Genomic DNA, 19,661 nt, shown 5'->3' with positions numbered 1-19,661 from the left:
AAAAAATTAAAATTAAACAAATGGCTGGTATTAGTGAAGTAAAACCAAGCTAAACTTAAGACTTATAGATGTTTTGTGAGGCACATGCCAGATTAAATAGTCGAGGATTCAACCGTGATCACTGAACATACAAAACTTAAAACAATTACAAACAAATGAAAAAAATTACAAAACTAGCATGTCTTGGAATCATTTTATTCCTGTCCTCCGTCCTGTTCTCATTGAACGCGGAAATCAGAATGCCGGCCATTTTTGGTGATAATATGGTATTGCAGCAACAATCGGAGGCTGCAATCTGGGGCTGGGCAAAAGCAAACACCTCCGTACGGGTAACCACCTCCTGGAACAAGAAAAGCTATTCGGCGAAAAGTGACGGACAAGGGTATTGGAAACTGAAGGTAAAGACACCGGCAGCAGGCTATACACCCTATACCATCACCATAAGCGACGGCAAAGCGGTCACATTGAATAATATCCTGATCGGAGAAGTATGGGTCTGTTCGGGGCAATCCAACATGGAGATGCCGATGAAGGGATTTATAAATCAACCTGTCGAGGGAGGGCCGGAAGCTATTGCCACTTCCAGGAATCACGGCATCCGTTGCTTCACCATGAAAAAGGCTTCCAAGTCAGCCCCTCAGACCGACGGTGAAGGCTACTGGGAGGTTGCGGGGCCGGAGACAACACCGGATTTCACGGCGACAGGCTATTACTTCGGCCGCTTGCTGAATCAGACGCTGGACGTTCCTGTCGGACTGATCCACACCAGCTGGGGAGGTTCGCGCATCGAAGCATGGATGACGCCTTCTTCCATCAAAAGCGTGATCCCCGACGTTCAGATACCCGCGACCGACGCCGACATAAAATCACAGAACGGGACACCCACCGTATTATATAACGGTATGCTGCATCCTATCGTAGGGTATGGTATACGCGGCGCTATCTGGTATCAGGGCGAAGCCAACCGGGGTGAACCGGACAGATACGTGGAGCTGTTTGACAGGATGGTGCGCGAATGGCGTACGATCTGGGAAGTGGGCGAATTTCCGTTTTATTACTGTCAAATTGCTCCTTTCAACTACGGAGGCGGGTTTAACTCTGCCTTTATTCGCGAAGCACAGGCCAAAGGGATGAAGACCACACCCAACACGGGAATGGCCGTCCTGATGGATTCGGACAGTCCCGGTTGCATTCATCCGCCTAAAAAGAAATATGCCGGTGAGCGCTTGGCGCTTTGGGCACTGGCGAAAACATACGGTATGGACAAGATGCATTACCGCAGTCCGGAAATTCAGTCCTTAACCGTGGACGGACGAGTAGCCATTCTCACGATGGACATTCCTTCCAGCCCGGGACTCACCACGCACGGGAAAGAGATCCTACAGTTTCAGGTTGCCGGAGATAACAAATGGTTCCATCCGGCCAAGGCGGCTGTTGCCGGTAACCGGATTTATGTTTTCTCACCCAACGTGGAAAAACCGGTAGCTGTTCGTTACTGTTTTAACGACACCGAAGCAACGGAAATATTCACAGTGGAAGGAAACCTTCCAATTTCTTCTTTCCGTACCGATGACTGGTAAACAGTGATTCGAAATAATACTGTCCTCAGGTTGCTTCAAAAGATAAATAACTGAAAACCGGCTAAAAAAAGAGGTGGTGGCTTAAAAAATTTACACCCCATAACGTTGATGTTTATATTTATATTTTATAACTTTGCAGCCCAAACAGAAGGGAGGTTATTGAAACACTCAGAAACAGATAAATATTTTATATCTATTTACATTACGGATCATTGGTCCCAAAAGCCAGGGTAAATATTATGGATTACCCGACAGAATATTCGTGCATGAAGTAAAGGTATAGGGACCATTGTACATGATTTGGTGTTTTTCCACAGCTACAAAATTGGGAATACTAATCATCACGTACGTTTTCAAGAAACAATAATCTCAAAACAAAATTCAAAAAATCAATTTTCAAACTATGATAGTAGTACAACTGAAAGAAGGCGAAAACATTGAAAGAGCCTTGAAAAAATTTAAACGTAAATATGAAAAAACTGGCGTGGTAAAAGAACTTCGCGGCCGTCAGGCCTATACAAAGCCTTCGGTAAAAAAGCGCAAATCAAAACAACACGCCATTTATGTACAGCAAATGCAACAAAATGAAGAATAATTTTCTTATCTTCGTAGTCACATCCATTCAGGGATAGGTGCGGCATGTGGAAAGAAAAATTCATAAAATATCTCCGTTATGAGAAGAACTATTCCTCTCTAACGGAGATTGCTTATTTAAAAGACCTTACACAGTTCGAGGAATTTATAACAGAAATATGTGGGGAATTCAACCCGGCTAATATTGATAGCGACCTTATACGTATATGGATGAGCAGGCTGATGGAACAGAAATTGAAAGCCCGTTCGGTAAACAGGAAACTAAGCGCGGTGAAGTCGTTTTTCCGATACCTGAAAAAGAACGAAGTAATCGCCCGAAATCCCGCCGAAGCCGTTGCAGGGCCGAAAGCCTCAAAAAGGCTTCCATCTTTTGTAAACGACCGGGAGATGACACAAGTAATTGATGATTCACATGATTATACCGATGATTTTCGTGGGCATCGCGACAGGTTCATTATTGAACTGTTATATCTTACCGGGATGAGGCGTGCCGAGCTGATTGCCCTGAAAGACAGCGACGTTGATCTCTCTTCATGCACGCTTCGTGTAACAGGAAAACGTAATAAACAGCGTATTATACCTTTTTCTGACGATACAAGAGAAAAAATTAAAAATTACATTCAGATAAGAGACGCCGAAATAGAGAACAAATCTCCTTTTCTGTTTGTTAAAGAAGATGGAGCACCTTTATATCCTAAACTGGTTTATAACATAGTTAATGAACATCTCAGCAACATCCCCACTTTATCAAAAAAAAGTCCGCACGTGCTACGGCACTCTTTTGCCACCGAAATGTTGAATAACGGTGCAGAGATTAATGTGGTAAAGGAACTGCTGGGGCACTCAAGCCTTGCTTCAACAGAGGTCTATACACACGTTACATTTGAAGAATTGAAAAAAGCTTATCATAACGCTCACCCAAGAGCAAAAAAATGAAGGAGGAAAAGTATGGAACTAACAATTCAATCTGTAAATTTTGACGCTACCGACCAGCTGAAAGCGTTCATTGAGAAAAAAATTAAAAAACTGGAGCGATTCACCGATGATATTATCCAAGCTGAAGTAATCCTCAGGGTGGTAAAACCGGAAACTGCAAATAATAAAGATGCAGCAGTGAAATTAAACCTCAGACACAGAGAAGCATTTGCAAACAAAAAAGCCGATTCATTTGAAGAAGCCATAGATCTATGCGCTATGGCGATAGAAAAACAAATAATTAAAACCAAAGAAAAAAAGGAGAGATGACGCCAAAAAATTAAGATAAATGTTTTGGCATCAAAAAAAATATCACTACCTTTGCGACCGTTTCTCTCCTAAAAAATGGAGGGAAGCGGTTAATATCAAGAAAATAAGCCTCTTTAGCTCAGTTGGCCAGAGCACGTGATTTGTAATCTCGGGGTCGTTGGTTCGAATCCGACAAGAGGCTCAAGTTTTTTAGGGCAGTTACCAGAGTGGCCAAATGGGGCTGACTGTAACTCAGCTGGCTTACGCCTTCGGTGGTTCGAATCCATCACTGCCCACAAAATTGTAAGTGTGAGCAAATGCTCAATATGCAAAAGCAATAATCATTTGCAAATGTGCATATTGAAAAATTTGCACATTAATACTGCGGAAGTAGCTCAGTTGATAGAGCATTAGCCTTCCAAGCTGAGGGTCGCGGGTTTGAGTCCCGTCTTCCGCTCTATAGCGTGTAAAAAACCTCCTGTCGGGAGGGATCCCGGCACTTGTTGGGAAGTGACGCTCTTATTGCCTATGTAGCTCAGAGGTAGAGCACTTCCTTGGTAAGGAAGAGGTCGCGGGTTCAACTCCCGCCATCGGCTCAATTACAAATGATCGGCATTTCGTCAAGATAAAGGAGTGTGCCTGTGTCTTGAGATTTACTGTTTACGACAATAGAGACGAAAATACAATTTTTATTTACACTAATTAATAGTACATTTTATGGCAAAAGAACATTTTAACCGGACGAAACCGCATGTAAACATCGGTACAATAGGTCACGTTGACCACGGTAAAACTACCTTAACGGCTGCAATCACAACCGTATTAGGTAAAAAAGGATTCTCGCAGGTTCGTTCGTTCGATTCAATCGACAACGCTCCAGAAGAGAAAGAGAGAGGTATAACCATTAATACTTCACACGTTGAATACGAAACTGAAAATCGTCACTATGCTCACGTTGACTGTCCCGGCCACGCCGACTATGTGAAGAACATGGTTACAGGTGCTGCCCAGATGGACGGTGCAATAATTGTAGTTGCAGCAACTGACGGTCCGATGCCCCAGACACGTGAGCACATCCTTTTGGCCCGTCAGGTAAACGTTCCCAGACTGGTTGTTTTTATGAACAAGGTTGACCTGGTTGACGACGAGGAGATGCTGGAATTGGTTGAAATGGAAATGCGAGAACTGCTCTCATTCTACAACTTCGACGGAGACAACACGCCCATTATCAGAGGTTCAGCACTTGGCGGTTTGAATGGCGAGCCCAAATGGGAAGAAAAGATCATGGAGTTAATGAACGCTGTTGACACTTGGATTCCACTGCCTCCGCGCGATGTGGACAAACCTTTCCTTATGCCGGTTGAAGACGTATTTTCTATCACCGGACGTGGAACCGTTGCTACAGGCCGTATAGAAACAGGTATTATTAAAACCGGCGAAGAGGTTCAGATTATCGGTCTTGGAGCAGAAGGCAGGAAATCTGTTGTTACAGGTGTGGAAATGTTCCGCAAGATTCTCGACGAAGGCCAGGCTGGTGACAACGTAGGGTTGCTACTCCGCGGCATCGAAAAAGATGAAATCAAGCGCGGTATGGTTCTCTCTCACCCGGGCAAGGTTAAACCTCACTCTAAATTCAAAGCTGAGGTATATATTCTGAAGAAAGAAGAAGGAGGACGTCATACTCCGTTCCACAACCATTACCGTCCTCAGTTCTATATACGCACACTCGACGTTACCGGAGAGATTCAGTTGCCCGAAGGCGTAGAAATGGTTATGCCGGGCGACAACGTAACCATCGAGGTAGATCTCATCTATCCTGTTGCATGTAACATTGGTCTTCGTTTCGCTATACGCGAAGGTGGCCGCACGGTTGGTGCAGGACAGATTACGGAGCTGATCGATTAATAACAACTGCTCTGCTGGCATCCGGCTTCCGGATTGTCAGAAGACAACAATAAAGCCCTGCCGGATAAATGTTTTCCGCAATGAAAAGCAAAGGCAGGGTTTATACGGGTCTAGCTCAGTCGGTAGAGCACTGGTCTCCAAAACCAGGTGTCGGGAGTTCGAGTCTCTCGACCCGTGCAAAACGATCCGAATTAAATGAAAAAAATAGTTGCATATCTTAAGGATTCTTATAATGAACTAGTTCACAAAGTATCCTGGCCATCCAGAGAAGAGCTTTCCGGTAGTACGGTAATTGTATTGATTGCTTCCCTTATAATTGCCCTGATTGTTTTCGGAATAGACTCTTTATTTGAGTGGATAGTTAAACTCCTGTACGGTATTTTATAATTCTGAAAAAAGAAACAATGACTGAAGAGAGAAAAAAATGGTACGTTTTGCGTGCTGTTAGTGGAAAAGAAAACAAAGTCAAAGAGTATCTTGAGTCAGAAATGAAAAAAACCGATTTAGGAAAGTACGTTTCTCAAGTTCTCATCCCCACAGAAAAGACTTATACAATACGCAACGGAAAGAAAGTGATGAAAGAACGCGCTTATCTTCCCGGATACGTGCTTATTGAGGCTGAGCTGACCGGTGATGTGGTTCACGAACTTAAGAATATCAATTACGTAGCCGGCTTTTTGCCAAACACAGCCGATCCCCAGCCTTTACGGGATTCGGAGGTTAAACGTATCCTCGGCACAATGGATGAGCTGGAGGAAGCTGGAAACGAAATGGATGCCAAGTACTATGTCGGTGAAAATGTGAAAGTGATTGGCGGTCCTTTCAGCAGTTTCTCCGGTGTGGTTGAAGAGGTGAATGACGAGAGAAAGAAACTCAAAGTGATGGTCAAAATTTTCGGACGGAAACAACTCCTGGAGTTGAGTTATATGCAAGTAGAGAAAGAATAGTCAGATATTTGGTTACGCAGATTCTGTAAATTCTTCAAAGTGTTTCGAAAACCGTAATTAATTAAATCAAAAAAATGGCTAAAGAAGTTGCCGGACAACTAAAATTACAAATCAAAGGAGGAGCTGCAAATCCATCTCCCCCTGTAGGACCTGCATTAGGTTCAAAAGGGATAAACATTATGGAGTTTTGCAAGCAATTCAATGCCAGAACTCAGGACAAGGGCGGTAAAGTTTTACCTGTGGTAATTACTTATTATACCGACAAGTCTTTTGATTTTATTGTTAAAACACCACCGGTTGCGATTCAGTTATTAGAAGCCAGCAAACAGAAAGGCGGTTCGGCAGAACCCAATCGCAAAAAGGTTGCGGAAGTAACCTGGGATCAGGTAAAAACTATCGCCGAAGAAAAAATGCCCGATCTGAACTGCTTCACACTGAAATCGGCAATGAAAATGGTAGCAGGAACGGCCCGGAGCATGGGTATCACAGTAAAAGGGAATTTCCCGGATATTATAAATAATTAAAACTTCAATTGAGACATGGGTAAACTGACAAAAAATAGAAAGTTGGCTTTAAGCAAGATTGAAGAGGGAAGGACCTATTCACTGAAAGAGGCATCGGCCTTGGTTAAGGAGATTACCACAACCAAATTCGATGCATCTATTGATATCGATGTACGCCTCGGCGTAGATCCGCGTAAAGCTAACCAGATGGTAAGAGGCGTTGTGTCTCTGCCACACGGGACAGGAAAACAAGTAAGAGTTCTTGTATTGTGTTCTCCAGAGGCTGAAGCCGCTGCTACAGAAGCTGGCGCAGACTATGTAGGACTCGACGAATATATCGATAAGATTAAAGGAGGTTGGACTGATGTGGATGTGATAATCACACAGCCGCAGATTATGGGTAAAATTGGTGCGCTCGGCCGTATATTAGGGCCTCGCGGATTAATGCCTAATCCAAAAAGCGGTACAGTTACTCCCGACGTTGCAAAAGCCGTAAAGGAGGTAAAACAGGGAAAAATCGACTTTAAAGTAGACAAAGCCGGTATTATTCACACCTCTATTGGGAAAGTATCTTTCACGCCCGAACAGATTCGAGACAACGCAAAAGAATTTATCCTAACGTTGATCAAATTAAAACCTGCCGCGGCAAAAGGTACCTATATTAGGAGTATTTATCTTTCCAGCACGATGAGCCCGGGTATAAAACTGGACACTAAATCGTTAGAAGAACAGAAATAAAAAGTTTTAATTGAATGAAAAAGGAAGATAAACAACAAATAATAGAACAGATAGCTGCAAATCTCCAAGAGTACGAAAACTTCTATCTTACCGATATTGCTACACTCAATGCAGTAAAGACAAGCAATTTAAGAAGGGAGTGTTCAAAACAGGAGATCAAGCTGCTGGTGGTTAAGAATACCTTGTTGCAAAAAGCATTAGAATCGCTCGAAAGAGACTATAAGGAGTTGTATCCCGTTTTAAAGGGCAACACTGCTATCATGTTCTCCAACGTAGCAAATGCTCCTGCAAAGCTTATTGACAAATACAAAGCCGACAAAGTGCCCGCTTTTAAAGGCGCGTACGTACAGGAGAGTTTCTTCATCGGCGATAAAGCGTTGAAAGACCTTATAAACATCAAGAGCAAGACAGAGCTTATAGGAGACGTTATTGCACTCTTGCAATCTCCTGCCAAAAATGTTATTTCTGCACTCCAATCCGGCGGTAATATACTTCACGGAGTATTGACAACGTTAACGGAAAAAGAACATTCTCATTAAACAAAAACAACAGAAAGCGACTGATAGAACCGGTAATCAAAAAATAAACATTATCAGATTTTATATTGATGAGGTGCTATGTAAAAAACAAAGTCACGTTTATTAGCACTAATCGGTTGAAAGAGAATGTTGAAGAATTCAAAATTAATTTCACACAACAAACAGAATTAGTAATCAATTTAAACAAATACAAAAATGGCAGACTTAAAAAAATTTGCTGAAGACCTGGTTAACTTGACAGTAAAAGAGGTTAACGAACTGGCTGAAATTTTAAAAACAGAGTACGGTATTGAACCCGCTGCTGCAGCCGTTGCTGTTGCTGCAGGACCTGCTGCCGGCGCCGAAACCGCCGTAGAAGAAAAAACATCTTTCGATGTTGTTCTCAAGAGTGCCGGTGCAGCTAAGCTGGCTGTAGTAAAAGCCGTGAAGGAACTTACCGGTCTCGGATTGAAAGATGCTAAGGATTTAGTGGACGGAGCTCCCAGCGAATTGAAAAAGGGTATAACAAAAGACGAAGCAGAAGCTTTGAAAAAACAACTTGAAGAGGCTGGAGCAGAAGTTGAACTTAAATAGCATTTACCTAATTTAGGTTAATACGGTTAGGAATCTTCTACCTGAAGATTCTTAACCTTTTGTGTCAATATATACAAGGTTCAAAAACTCACATCCATGTCTGTAAATAACGCCAATCAAAGAATAAATTTCGCGTCGATAAAAAATCCACTCGATTTCCCTGATTTTCTTGAAGTACAATTAAAATCGTTTCAGGATTTTATCCAACTTGACGCACCTCCAGAGAGTAGAAAAAATGAAGGATTGTATAAGGTTTTCACGGAGAATTTCCCAATCGCTGATACCCGGAACAATTTTGTACTTGAATTTTTAGATTACTACGTTGATCCACCCCGCTATACCATTAAAGAGTGTATAGACAGGGGGCTAACCTACAGCGTTCCGCTGAAGGCAAAACTTTATTTGTACTGCACGGATCCCGATCACGAAGACTTTACCCCTGTTATACAGGATGTTTACCTTGGGACAATCCCCTACATGACAGAAAAGGGAACATTCGTGATAAACGGTGCAGAACGTGTAATCGTTTCGCAGCTTCACCGCTCTCCGGGCGTATTTTTCGGCCAGAGCCTCCATGCTAATGGTACAGTTCTATACTCGGCCCGTGTCATTCCGTTTAAAGGGTCATGGATAGAGTTCGCTACAGACATTAACAGTGTGATGTACGCGTATATCGACCGCAAAAAGAAATTACCGGTCACCACACTTCTCCGCGCCATCGGTTTTGAGAGTGACAAAGATATCCTCGAAATCTTTGACCTGGCCGAAGAGGTTAAGGTAAACAAGACAAACCTTAAAAAAGTGTTGGGCCGGAAGCTTGCCGCCCGCGTACTGAAATCGTGGATGGAAGATTTTGTTGATGAAGATACCGGTGAGGTAACCTCCATCGAAAGAAACGAGGTTATCATTGAACGTGAGACCATTCTTGAGGCCGAACATATTGACGAGATAGTTGAATCGGGAGTTGCATATATTCTCCTGCACAAGGAAACGCCTAACACCTCCGATTATTCTATCATTTACAACACTTTACAGAAAGATCCCAGCAATACTGAGATCGATGCAATACGCCATATCTACCGCCAGCTGCGCAGCGCGGAACCTGCTGATGATGCCAGTGCACGCGAGGTGATCAATAACCTCTTCTTCTCGGAAAAGAGATACGATTTGGGCGATGTAGGGCGTTACAGAATTAATAAGAAACTGAATCTCGATATTGATGTAAACATCCGTGTGCTTACTAACGAAGACATCATAGAGATCATCAAATATCTTATAGAGCTAGTCAACTCCAAGGCAATAGTGGATGATATTGACCACCTCAGTAACAGACGCGTACGTACGGTAGGAGAACAATTATATACTCAGTTCGGAATAGGGTTGAACCGCATGGCACGTATTATCCGTGAAAGGATGAACGTTCGTGACAACGAGGTTTTCACACCCATAGACCTTATAAATGCAAAGACTATATCGTCGGTTATCAACACCTTCTTCGGGACCAACGCGCTGTCGCAGTTCATGGATCAGACCAACCCTCTGGCTGAGATAACACACAAGCGCCGCCTGTCGGCCCTTGGTCCTGGTGGACTTTCACGTGAGCGTGCAGGTTTCGAGGTGCGCGACGTGCACTACACTCATTACGGGCGACTTTGCCCAATTGAAACGCCGGAAGGGCCCAATATCGGTCTTATCTCGTCGCTCTGCGTATATGCAAAGATCAATGACTTAGGATTTATTGAAACACCTTATCGCAAGGTAGACGATGGAGTGGTAAATATTGTAAACGACGAAGTAATCTATCTGGCAGCGGAGGAAGAAGAAGACAGAATTATTGCACAGGGTAATGCACCACTCGATGACAAGGGCAACTTCGTAAACCCACGCGTGAAAGCAAGGCAGGATGCCGATTATCCTGTTGTAGCACCAGATGAAGTTGAGCTGATGGACGTATCGCCCATGCAGATTGCATCTATAGCGGCTTCACTCATCCCGTTCCTCGAGCATGATGATGCTAACCGCGCCCTGATGGGTTCCAATATGATGCGCCAGGCTGTTCCGCTAATAAGAGCTGAAGCACCTATTGTGGGCACAGGAATCGAGGACCAGCTTATTAAAGACTCCCGCTCACAGATTATGTCGGAAGGCAATGGTGAGATCATCTACGTGGATTCAACCACTATAAAAATAAAATACGAACGCACAGAAGAGGAGGAATTCACCAGCTTCGATGATGCAGTTAAAACATATAACATCCCTAAATTCCGTAAAACCAACCAAAATACCACCATCGACCTGCGTCCTGTATGCAAGGTGGGGCAAAAGGTAAAGCCCGGTGAAATCCTTACAGAAGGTTACGCTACACAAAATGGAGAACTGGCATTAGGCAGAAACCTTAAAGTTGCTTTCATGCCATGGAAGGGTTACAATTTCGAGGATGCTATCGTACTAAGTGAAAGAATGGTGATTGATGATGTATTTACATCTATTCATGTTGAGGAATTCTCTCTGGAAGTACGCGAGACCAAACGGGGGATGGAAGAGCTCACCTCCGACATACCTAACGTAAGTGAAGAAGCTACGAAAGATCTCGATGAGAAAGGTATCGTGCGCGTTGGTGCGCGAATTAAGCCTGGAGATATACTGATAGGGAAAATAACCCCTAAAGGGGAATCGGACCCGTCGCCGGAGGAAAAACTGCTTCGTGCTATCTTCGGCGACAAGGCAGGCGACGTGAAAGATGCCTCGCTGAAAGCTTCTCCTTCGCTCAATGGGGTGGTTATACATACCAATCTCTTCGCAAAAGCTTCTAAAAAGGGAAAAACAAAACTCTCCAATAAGGCCCTTCTTCCAAAGCTTGAAGAGGAGTACGAAAACAGAATGGAAGAGCTAAGAAAGGTTCTTATCGACAAGCTGCTGAAGCTTACCGAAGGCAAAACTTCCGCCGGGGTTAAGGATTACACCAATATGGATGTCGTTCCAAAAGGTGCAAAATTCACGGTAAAAGTGCTTTCAGACATCGATTTCCAGTCTGTTCAGTTAAACAAATGGACAACCGACACACATAAGAATGAACTCATACGTACAACAGTTATCAACTATCTGCGCCGCTACAAGGAGCTTGATGCCGAATTGAAACGTAAACGTTTCGATTTAACCATCGGAGATGAACTCCCCTCGGGTATAATGCAGATTGCAAAGGTGTATGTAGCAAAAAAGAGAAAGATACAGGTAGGCGACAAAATGGCAGGACGCCACGGAAACAAAGGTATTGTGTCTAGAATTGTACGTCAGGAAGATATGCCTTTCCTTGCAGACGGGACACCCGTGGATATTGTACTTAACCCGCTGGGTGTACCTTCTCGTATGAACCTCGGGCAAATATTCGAGACTGTTCTGGGATGGGCCGGGAAAGAACTTGGCGTAAAATTTTCCACTCCCATATTCGATGGAGCATCGCTGGACGACCTGAGCGTATGGACCGACAAGGCTAAAGTGCCGGCATACGGTAAAACTTACCTCTTTGATGGAGGTACCGGAGAGCGTTTCGACCAGCCCGCAACTGTGGGAATAATATATATGCTCAAACTGGGGCACATGGTGGAAGATAAGATGCACGCGCGCTCAATTGGGCCTTACTCGTTAATCACACAACAACCGTTGGGTGGTAAAGCGCAGTTTGGAGGCCAGCGTTTTGGGGAGATGGAGGTCTGGGCACTCGAGGCATTTGGTGCTGCGCACATACTTCAGGAAATTCTCACTGTTAAATCAGACGATGTGGTAGGCCGTTCAAAAGCATATGAAGCAATTGTAAAGGGCGAGGCAATGCCTCAGACAGGTATCCCCGAATCACTGAACGTACTGCTTCACGAGCTGAAAGGGCTGGGGCTCAACCTCAGTCTCGATTAACGACTGTACTCAAGGTTATTATACTATTCAACATCTTAACTCTTTTTATATACAATATATATGGCATTTAGAAAAGAGAACAAAATAAAGAGTAACTTTTCAAAAATTACTATAGGGTTGGCATCGCCGGAACGAATTCTGGAGAACTCTTTCGGCGAAGTTCTAAAACCTGAAACTATCAACTACCGTACCTATAAACCGGAACGGGATGGCTTGTTCTGCGAACGCATCTTCGGGCCGGTAAAAGATTACGAATGTCATTGTGGCAAATATAAACGTATTCGTTACAAAGGCATCGTGTGCGACCGCTGCGGTGTGGAAGTGACAGAGAAAAAAGTGCGTCGCGAACGTACAGGACACATTCATCTGGTAGTACCCGTGGCACACATCTGGTACTTCAGGTCGCTACCCAACAAAATAGGTTATCTGTTGGGCATCCCTACCAAAAAACTGGATTCCATCATCTATTACGAAAGATATGTGGTGATACAGCCAGGTGTGCTTGAAGAAAAGGTGGCAGAAAAAGATCTGCTCACCGAAGACGAGTATCTTGACCTGCTGGAGACGCTCCCGAAAGAGAACCAGCAACTGGAAGATACCGATCCCAATAAATTTATAGCTAAAATGGGTGCCGAGGCTGTGCTCGACCTGCTCGAAAGACTGAACCTCGACAAGCTGGCTAATCAGCTGCGCCACCGTGCTAGCACCGACACATCACAGCAGCGTAAAAACGAAGCGTTGAAACAGCTGCAGGTGGTGGAGGCATTCCGCGGATCGAAAAATATCAATAAGCCGGAATGGATGATAATGAAGGTGGTTCCCGTGATTCCGCCTGATCTGAGGCCACTGGTTCCGCTCGACGGAGGACGCTTTGCCACGTCCGACCTCAACGATCTCTATCGTCGCGTGATTATTCGCAACAACCGTTTGAAACGACTGATTGATATCAAGGCACCGGATGTGATTCTGCGTAACGAAAAGCGCATGTTGCAGGAAGCTGTAGACTCACTGTTCGACAACTCACGCAAGTCGAGCGCCATCAAAACAGAATCTAACCGCCCGTTAAAATCACTTTCTGACAGCCTTAAAGGCAAGCAGGGCCGTTTCCGTCAGAATCTGCTCGGCAAGCGCGTCGACTATTCTGCCCGTTCGGTTATTGTTGTAGGTCCCGAACTTAAGATGCACGAATGCGGGCTACCCAAAGATATGGCAGCCGAACTATATAAACCGTTCATCATCCGTAAGCTCATTGAGAGAGGTATAGTGAAAACGGTTAAGTCTGCGAAGAAAATCGTAGACAGAAAAGAACCGGTTGTATATGATATTCTGGAATATGTGATGAGAGGCCACCCAGTTCTGCTGAACCGTGCCCCTACCCTTCACCGCCTGGGTATCCAGGCATTTCAGCCCAAGCTGATAGAGGGTAAGGCCATTCAGCTGCACCCGCTGGCATGTACGGCGTTCAATGCCGACTTCGACGGTGACCAGATGGCTGTACACCTTCCACTTGGCAACGAAGCCATACTGGAGGCACAGCTGCTGATGCTTGCTTCCCACAACATTCTTAACCCGGCCAACGGTGCACCAATCACAGTGCCTTCACAGGATATGGTGCTTGGATTATACTATATCACAAAAATACGTCCGGGAGCTAAAGGCGAAGGGATGACATTCTACGGCGAAGAGGAAGCCATAATAGCTTACAACGAGGGAGCAGTAGATATTCACGCGCTGGTGAAAGTGATAGTAGATGACATAGACGAGGAAGGTAACCCTGTCCGTAAGATGCATGAAACAACTGTAGGACGTGTAATCACTAACGAAGCTATCCCGAAAGAGGTGGGATATGTAAACGAGCTGCTCTCAAAAAAATCACTCCGCGACATCATTGGCAAGGTGATAAAAACTTGTGGAGTTGCGCGTACAGCCCAATATCTTGACGATATAAAAGATCTTGGCTATTACATGGCATTCAAGGGGGGACTCTCATTCAACCTTGAAGACGTGATCATACCCAAAGAGAAAGAGACTCTTATTCAGGAAGGATATAGCGAAGTGGAACAGATCATGGACAACTACAATATGGGTTTCATCACCTATAACGAACGTTACAACCAGATCATCGACACATGGACACATATAAATTCCAAGCTTTCGAACATACTGATGAAGCAACTTTCGGAAGACGACCAGGGATTCAACTCTGTATATATGATGCTTGATTCGGGTGCCCGCGGTTCGCGCGAACAGATTCGCCAGCTGTCGGGTATGCGCGGATTGATGGCAAAACCGCAAAAGAGCGGTGCTGAAGGTGCTCAAATCATCGAGAACCCCATCTTGGCTAACTTCAAGGAGGGCCTGTCGGTGCTGGAGTACTTTATCTCTACCCACGGAGCGCGTAAAGGTCTCGCCGATACGGCTCTCAAGACAGCCGACGCCGGATATCTGACCCGCCGTCTTGTTGACGTATCACAAGATGTGATCATCAACGAAGAAGACTGCGGCACATTGCGCGGGCTGGTAGCTACTGCTATCAAAAACAATGAAGAAGTTATCGCTTCACTATACGAACGCATACTTGGACGTGTTTCCGTTCACGACGTTCAACATCCAACTACCGGAGAAATCATTGTAAACGCAGGGGAAGAGATCACTGAAGATGTTGCCAAAAAGATAGAAGACTCACCAATAGAACGTGTAGAGATTCGCTCAGTACTAACCTGCGAATCGCATCATGGTGTGTGCGCGAAATGCTACGGCAGAAACCTTGCCACGGGACGTATGGTTCAAAAGGGCGAAGCGGTGGGAGTTATTGCGGCCCAATCGATTGGCGAGCCGGGTACTCAGCTTACACTGCGTACTTTCCACGTGGGAGGTATTGCATCTAACATTGCAACTGAAAACAACATTACAACCAAATACGATGGCTTAATTGAGTTCGATGAACTACGCTACGTGGAAACCACAGATGCCGAGGGTAAGCCATACAAGGTAGTGGTAAGCCGGTTAGTGGAAATGCGTATCGTTGACCCCAACACAAAGATCGTACTGTTAGCTCACAACGTTCCCTATGGTTCGAAGCTCTATTTCAACCAGGGCGACAAAGTACAGAAGGGCGATCTGATATGCGAATGGGACCCGTTCAATGCTGTAATTGTTTCTGAAGCTACCGGTAAGATACGTTTCGAGAACTTCACCGAAAACATGACTTACAAGGTAGAGTCTGATGAGCAGACAGGGCTGAAGGAGAAGGTGATTATCGAATCACGTGACAAGACCAAAGCCCCCTCGGCACACATTGTAAATGAGAACGACGATATCCTGCGTACATATACGCTTCCACTGAGCTCCCACATAGTGAAGAACGAAAATGACGATATCAAAGCTGGTGATGTGCTGGTGAAGATACCGCGCGCTGTGGGTAAAGCCGGCGATATTACGGGAGGACTGCCGCGAGTAACCGAACTGTTTGAAGCACGTAACCCGTCGAATCCGGCAGTGGTTTCCGAGATAGATGGAGAAATATCATTCGGTAAGATTAAGCGTGGAAATCAGGAGATATCGGTCACGTCAAAGACTGGGGAGATGAAAAAGTATATGGTTTCCCTTTCCAAGCAGATACTGGTTCAGGAAAATGACTATATACGTGCCGGGATGCCTCTTTCCGATGGAGCCATTACACCTGCCGACATTTTGGCAATCATGGGACCGACAGCCGTTCAGGAATACATTGTGAATGAGGTTCAGGATGTTTATCGACTGCAGGGTGTGAAGATCAACGACAAGCATTTTGAGGTTATCGTCCGTCAGATGATGCGCAAGGTAGAAGTGGTTGATCCGGGTGACACACGCTTCCTTGAACAACAGCTTGTTGACAAGCTTGATATGATGGAAGAGAACGACCGCATCTGGGGTAAGAAGGTGATTATTGATGCCGGAGATTCACAGGTGTTTGAACCGGGACAGATTGTTACCGTTCGTAAACTGCGCGACGAAAACAGCTCTCTCAAACGCCGCGACCTGAAGCCGGTGGAAGCACGCGATGCCGTTCCTGCAACTGCCAACCAGGTTTTGCAGGGTATCACGCGCGCTGCTCTTCAGACAACCAGCTTTATGTCAGCCGCCTCTTTCCAGGAGACGACCAAGGTGTTAAACGATGCAGCCATCAATGGCAAGACCGACACGCTGGAAGGATTGAAAGAGAACGTAATATGCGGTCACCTGATTCCTGCCGGAACCGGCCAGCGCGAATTCGAAAAGTTGGTGGTAGGCTCACGCGAAGATTTCGAAAAGCTTAGTGCCAACAAGCGAAGCAACCTGTTCCAGGAAGCCGCTGTAAAAGAATAATAGCTTAGAGATAACTTTTTTTAAACCCGTGCCGGCAATCCGACACGGGTTTTTTTATGGGTTCAAATTTACAAAGGCTTCATGGTTTATTATGATAATAGACTGAATAAGATGTTACTGGAGCATAAACTTACTGCCCGGTCGACTTTTTCAGGTAGTCGTAAATGGCTTGCTGAGCACGTACGGGGTGCGCGTCAAGCGTATTACTATCACGTTTAAACACGTTCTGCAGGTTCTCGTCAACCCACACCGCACTCTGGTTATCGGCAAGCTGTATCTTCAGTATATCGATAATCTGTCTCTTTATATTCTCTGTGTAGATAGGGAATGCCACCTCTATACGGCGATACAGGTTTCGCTGCATCCAATCGGCTGAAGTCAGAAAGATATTATCATCCCCTTCGTTAAAGAAATACCATACCCTGGCATGTTCAAGGTAAGCATCAACAATACGGGTAACAGTGATATTTTTGCTGAAAGGCTGATTTGGCACCAGACAGCAGATACCTCTGATAATCAAGTCGATCTTTACCCCTGCTTCGCTGGCACGATAAAGTTCGCTTATCATCACTTTATCCTCCAGGCTGTTCATCTTTAAGATAATATAACCTTTACCTCCATTTCTCACATGCTCAATCTCCCGCTCTATCATCCTGTGTATCTCAGGAAGCATATTAAACTGCGTTACCAGCAGATGTTTGAAACTGTGATTATGTGGTTTCCCCTCCAGTACCCTGAAGACCTCGTCAATATCTTTAATGAATTCTTTATTAGAAGTAAGCAATCCCTTGTCGGAGTATATGCGTGCGGTTTTTTCGTTGAAGTTACCTGTACCCAGATAAGCGTAACCCTTGAGCGGTTCCTTGGGGTCGTTACTTCGCTTACGCACATAAGCCAGCTTGGCATGAACCTTCAGGCCCGGCAGACTGTAAATAATTTTCACTCCCGCCTGTTGCATCAACTCAGAGGAGAGATAGTTGCTTACCTCATCGAAACGGGCTTTAAGCTCAACAAAGACCGTCACTTTCTTCCCGTTCTTGGCCGCACTGATAAGACTGTTTATAACAGCAGAATTTTCGGCCACCCGGTACTGTGTAACCTTAATTTCCAACACTTTGGGATCAAAAGCTGCCTGCATAAGGAAACGCAGTAGATAGTCGAACGACTGATATGGAAAATGAAGCAGTACATCCTGCTTTCGTAAAACTCTAAGGATAGAATCGTTTGTCTCCAACTCAGGCACACGAAGCGGTTGGGGCAGACTCTGCTTGAGGGAATTTCCAACCGGGTTAGGCAGTTCCATCAGATCAGACAAGTTAAGGTAACGCCCCGAGGGGAGTAGCTCCTCTTCCTCAATTTCATACGCTTCGCGAAGGTATTGCAGGAAATAACCGGGCATATCCCTGTCGTACTGAAACCGGGTAACTGCCCCTATCTTACGTTTGCGCACCTTCCGGAGAATCTTTACTGCAATATCGTTCTGATCCTCGTCCTCGAGTGAGAAATCTGCATCGCGTGAAATCTTTATACTATAACAATCCCTAATATCATATCCCGGAAATACACTCTGCATGTTAGCCCTTATCACGTCATCAATAAACATAATGTAATAATTACCCCCGAAGGACGGCAGCTCAATGAATCGGGGTATATCTTTATATGGAATTTTCATAATGGCATAAGTATAGCTCAACTGATTAGTATTCCTCTTTTTTTTCTTCCTTGTAAGACTAATAACCTGGTAGATACGGCCATCCTGTATAAAAGAGTGAATATCATCCTTTTGGATAATCATCGGTTGCAGATAGGGGAATACCTCCTCATTGAAATAATTCTTCACATAATCGCGGTGAAAATGCTCAACCTTGTCGGTCTGATACAACACAATACCATTCCTTTTCAATTCAGGAAGGATCATATTATTAAAAATATTGTTATACTCCTTCTCCTGCGCAGTAACCTCACTGTTAATCTCCACAATGGTCTTCAATGCCTCTTCAACAGATTCATCGCGGTTGATGCTCCCCAACAGCGAACTGTGATAACCCGAAACACGAATCTTATAAAACTCCTCCAGGTTAGAAGAGTAGATTGAGAGAAACTTGATGCGTTCATAAACGGGCAAACGCTCGTCCCTTGCCTCCAAGAGTACTCTATAATTGAACGATAACCAGCTGATATCGCGCTTAAAGTAAGAATATTTATTATTTCCCATTGTAACCGGCTTGCTTTAATACATTTAATCTTCAAAAATACAAAGTTTGTTTGAATAAACTATTTTTTTGAGTCCTGGGTTACGGATGATTGTGAGAATTGTTTTGCCAAAAAAGCTTTATCTTTGCTGCAAACGTAAAAAAAATGAAAAAAATCGGGTTGCTTTCCGACACTCATGGGTATTGGGATGAGAAATTTGAAACCTACTTTGCACCTTGTGATGAAATCTGGCATGCGGGCGACATCGGTTCCACAGCTCTTGCTGACCGCTTTGAGGCATTGAAGCCTTTTCGGGCGGTGTACGGAAATATCGACGATTACAAAACCCGTGTCGTCTATCCGCAGACCCTGCGGTTTACCGTAGAAAAGGTAGAAGTACTGATGACCCACATCGGCGGCTACCCGGGTCGTTATGACCCGGCTATTCGTGCACAGCTCCTTGCTCATCCACCAAAATTGTTTATCTCCGGTCATTCGCACATTCTGAAGGTGATGTACGATAAAAAGCTGGACTGCCTGCACATGAATCCCGGTGCTGCGGGAAAGTATGGCTTTCACCGTGTACGTACGCTGCTCCGTTTTGTGCTG

The 19,661-nt window shown here is 44.7% G+C and carries 15 protein-coding genes and 5 tRNA genes; 19 read left to right on the top strand and 1 reads right to left on the bottom strand.

Annotated elements, in window-relative coordinates; all coding sequences use genetic code 11:
• Nucleotides 1–155: 155 nt before the first annotated feature.
• The 18 genes from B3B27_RS11670 to rpoC all read left to right on the top strand — a co-directional run bounded on the left by B3B27_RS11670 (nt 156) and on the right by rpoC (nt 16,859).
• The gene (locus B3B27_RS11670) at nt 156–1,580 is read left to right on the top strand and encodes a sialate O-acetylesterase (RefSeq protein WP_286833859.1); all 1,425 of its coding nucleotides are present in this window, start codon (nt 156–158) and stop codon (nt 1,578–1,580) included.
• A gap of 403 nt (nt 1,581–1,983) precedes the next feature.
• A complete protein-coding gene (gene rpsU / locus B3B27_RS11665; RefSeq protein WP_238867989.1) occupies nt 1,984–2,175 on the top strand; it encodes a 30S ribosomal protein S21 in 192 nt (63 codons plus the stop codon).
• A gap of 44 nt (nt 2,176–2,219) precedes the next feature.
• A complete protein-coding gene (locus B3B27_RS11660; RefSeq protein ID WP_286833861.1) occupies nt 2,220–3,110 on the top strand; it encodes a tyrosine recombinase XerC in 891 nt (296 codons plus the stop codon).
• A gap of 12 nt (nt 3,111–3,122) precedes the next feature.
• A complete protein-coding gene (gene hpf, locus B3B27_RS11655; protein WP_238867991.1) occupies nt 3,123–3,419 on the top strand; it encodes a ribosome hibernation-promoting factor, HPF/YfiA family in 297 nt (98 codons plus the stop codon).
• 107 nt (nt 3,420–3,526) lie between these two features.
• Nucleotides 3,527–3,600: transfer RNA gene (locus B3B27_RS11650), tRNA-Thr, on the top strand.
• 11 nt (nt 3,601–3,611) lie between these two features.
• Nucleotides 3,612–3,694: transfer RNA gene (locus B3B27_RS11645), tRNA-Tyr, on the top strand.
• Between the two features lie 88 nt (nt 3,695–3,782).
• Nucleotides 3,783–3,855 (top strand) — tRNA-Gly (locus B3B27_RS11640).
• Nucleotides 3,856–3,922: 67 nt separating this feature from the next.
• A tRNA-Thr gene (locus B3B27_RS11635) sits at nt 3,923–3,994 on the top strand.
• Between the two features lie 121 nt (nt 3,995–4,115).
• Nucleotides 4,116–5,303, top strand: coding sequence for an elongation factor Tu (gene tuf, locus B3B27_RS11630; protein WP_238867992.1), 1,188 nt, complete (start codon nt 4,116–4,118; stop codon nt 5,301–5,303).
• A gap of 104 nt (nt 5,304–5,407) precedes the next feature.
• Nucleotides 5,408–5,480, top strand: a tRNA-Trp gene (locus B3B27_RS11625).
• Nucleotides 5,481–5,498: 18 nt separating this feature from the next.
• Nucleotides 5,499–5,690, top strand: a complete 192-nt coding sequence (secE, locus tag B3B27_RS11620; protein ID WP_238867993.1) for a preprotein translocase subunit SecE — start codon at nt 5,499–5,501, stop codon at nt 5,688–5,690.
• A gap of 17 nt (nt 5,691–5,707) precedes the next feature.
• Complete coding sequence (gene nusG, locus B3B27_RS11615; protein ID WP_238867994.1) at nt 5,708–6,250, top strand: transcription termination/antitermination protein NusG; 543 nt, start codon at nt 5,708–5,710, stop codon at nt 6,248–6,250.
• 74 nt (nt 6,251–6,324) lie between these two features.
• A complete protein-coding gene (gene rplK / locus B3B27_RS11610; protein ID WP_238867995.1) occupies nt 6,325–6,774 on the top strand; it encodes a 50S ribosomal protein L11 in 450 nt (149 codons plus the stop codon).
• Between the two features lie 15 nt (nt 6,775–6,789).
• Nucleotides 6,790–7,491 carry a 50S ribosomal protein L1 gene (gene rplA / locus B3B27_RS11605; RefSeq protein WP_238867996.1) on the top strand — a complete coding sequence of 234 codons (702 nt, stop codon included), beginning with the start codon at nt 6,790–6,792 and terminating at the stop codon, nt 7,489–7,491.
• Between the two features lie 14 nt (nt 7,492–7,505).
• Nucleotides 7,506–8,030 (top strand): 50S ribosomal protein L10, encoded by a 525-nt coding sequence (rplJ, locus tag B3B27_RS11600; protein WP_238867997.1) that lies wholly within the window; start codon nt 7,506–7,508, stop codon nt 8,028–8,030.
• Between the two features lie 195 nt (nt 8,031–8,225).
• Complete coding sequence (gene rplL / locus B3B27_RS11595) at nt 8,226–8,603, top strand: 50S ribosomal protein L7/L12 (protein WP_238867998.1); 378 nt, start codon at nt 8,226–8,228, stop codon at nt 8,601–8,603.
• A gap of 96 nt (nt 8,604–8,699) precedes the next feature.
• The gene (gene rpoB / locus B3B27_RS11590; RefSeq protein ID WP_286833865.1) at nt 8,700–12,512 is read left to right on the top strand and encodes a DNA-directed RNA polymerase subunit beta; all 3,813 of its coding nucleotides are present in this window, start codon (nt 8,700–8,702) and stop codon (nt 12,510–12,512) included.
• A gap of 60 nt (nt 12,513–12,572) precedes the next feature.
• Nucleotides 12,573–16,859, top strand: coding sequence for a DNA-directed RNA polymerase subunit beta' (gene rpoC / locus B3B27_RS11585; RefSeq protein ID WP_286847498.1), 4,287 nt, complete (start codon nt 12,573–12,575; stop codon nt 16,857–16,859).
• Nucleotides 16,860–16,989: 130 nt separating this feature from the next.
• On the opposite strand, the gene ppk1 is transcribed toward rpoC, so the two are convergent.
• Entirely contained in the window at nt 16,990–19,074 is a 2,085-nt protein-coding gene (ppk1, locus tag B3B27_RS11580) for a polyphosphate kinase 1 (RefSeq protein WP_238868001.1), read from the bottom strand.
• 143 nt (nt 19,075–19,217) lie between these two features.
• On the opposite strand from ppk1, the gene B3B27_RS11575 reads away from it, so the two are divergent.
• The coding region (locus tag B3B27_RS11575) for a metallophosphoesterase family protein (protein WP_286847497.1) at nt 19,218–19,661 on the top strand (444 nt) is incomplete at its 3' end.

It is taken from the genome of Proteiniphilum sp. UBA5463 (assembly GCF_002427225.1).
GTDB lineage: Bacteria > Bacteroidota > Bacteroidia > Bacteroidales > Dysgonomonadaceae > Proteiniphilum > Proteiniphilum propionicum.
This window is presented reverse-complemented; position numbering and strand designations above follow the sequence as displayed.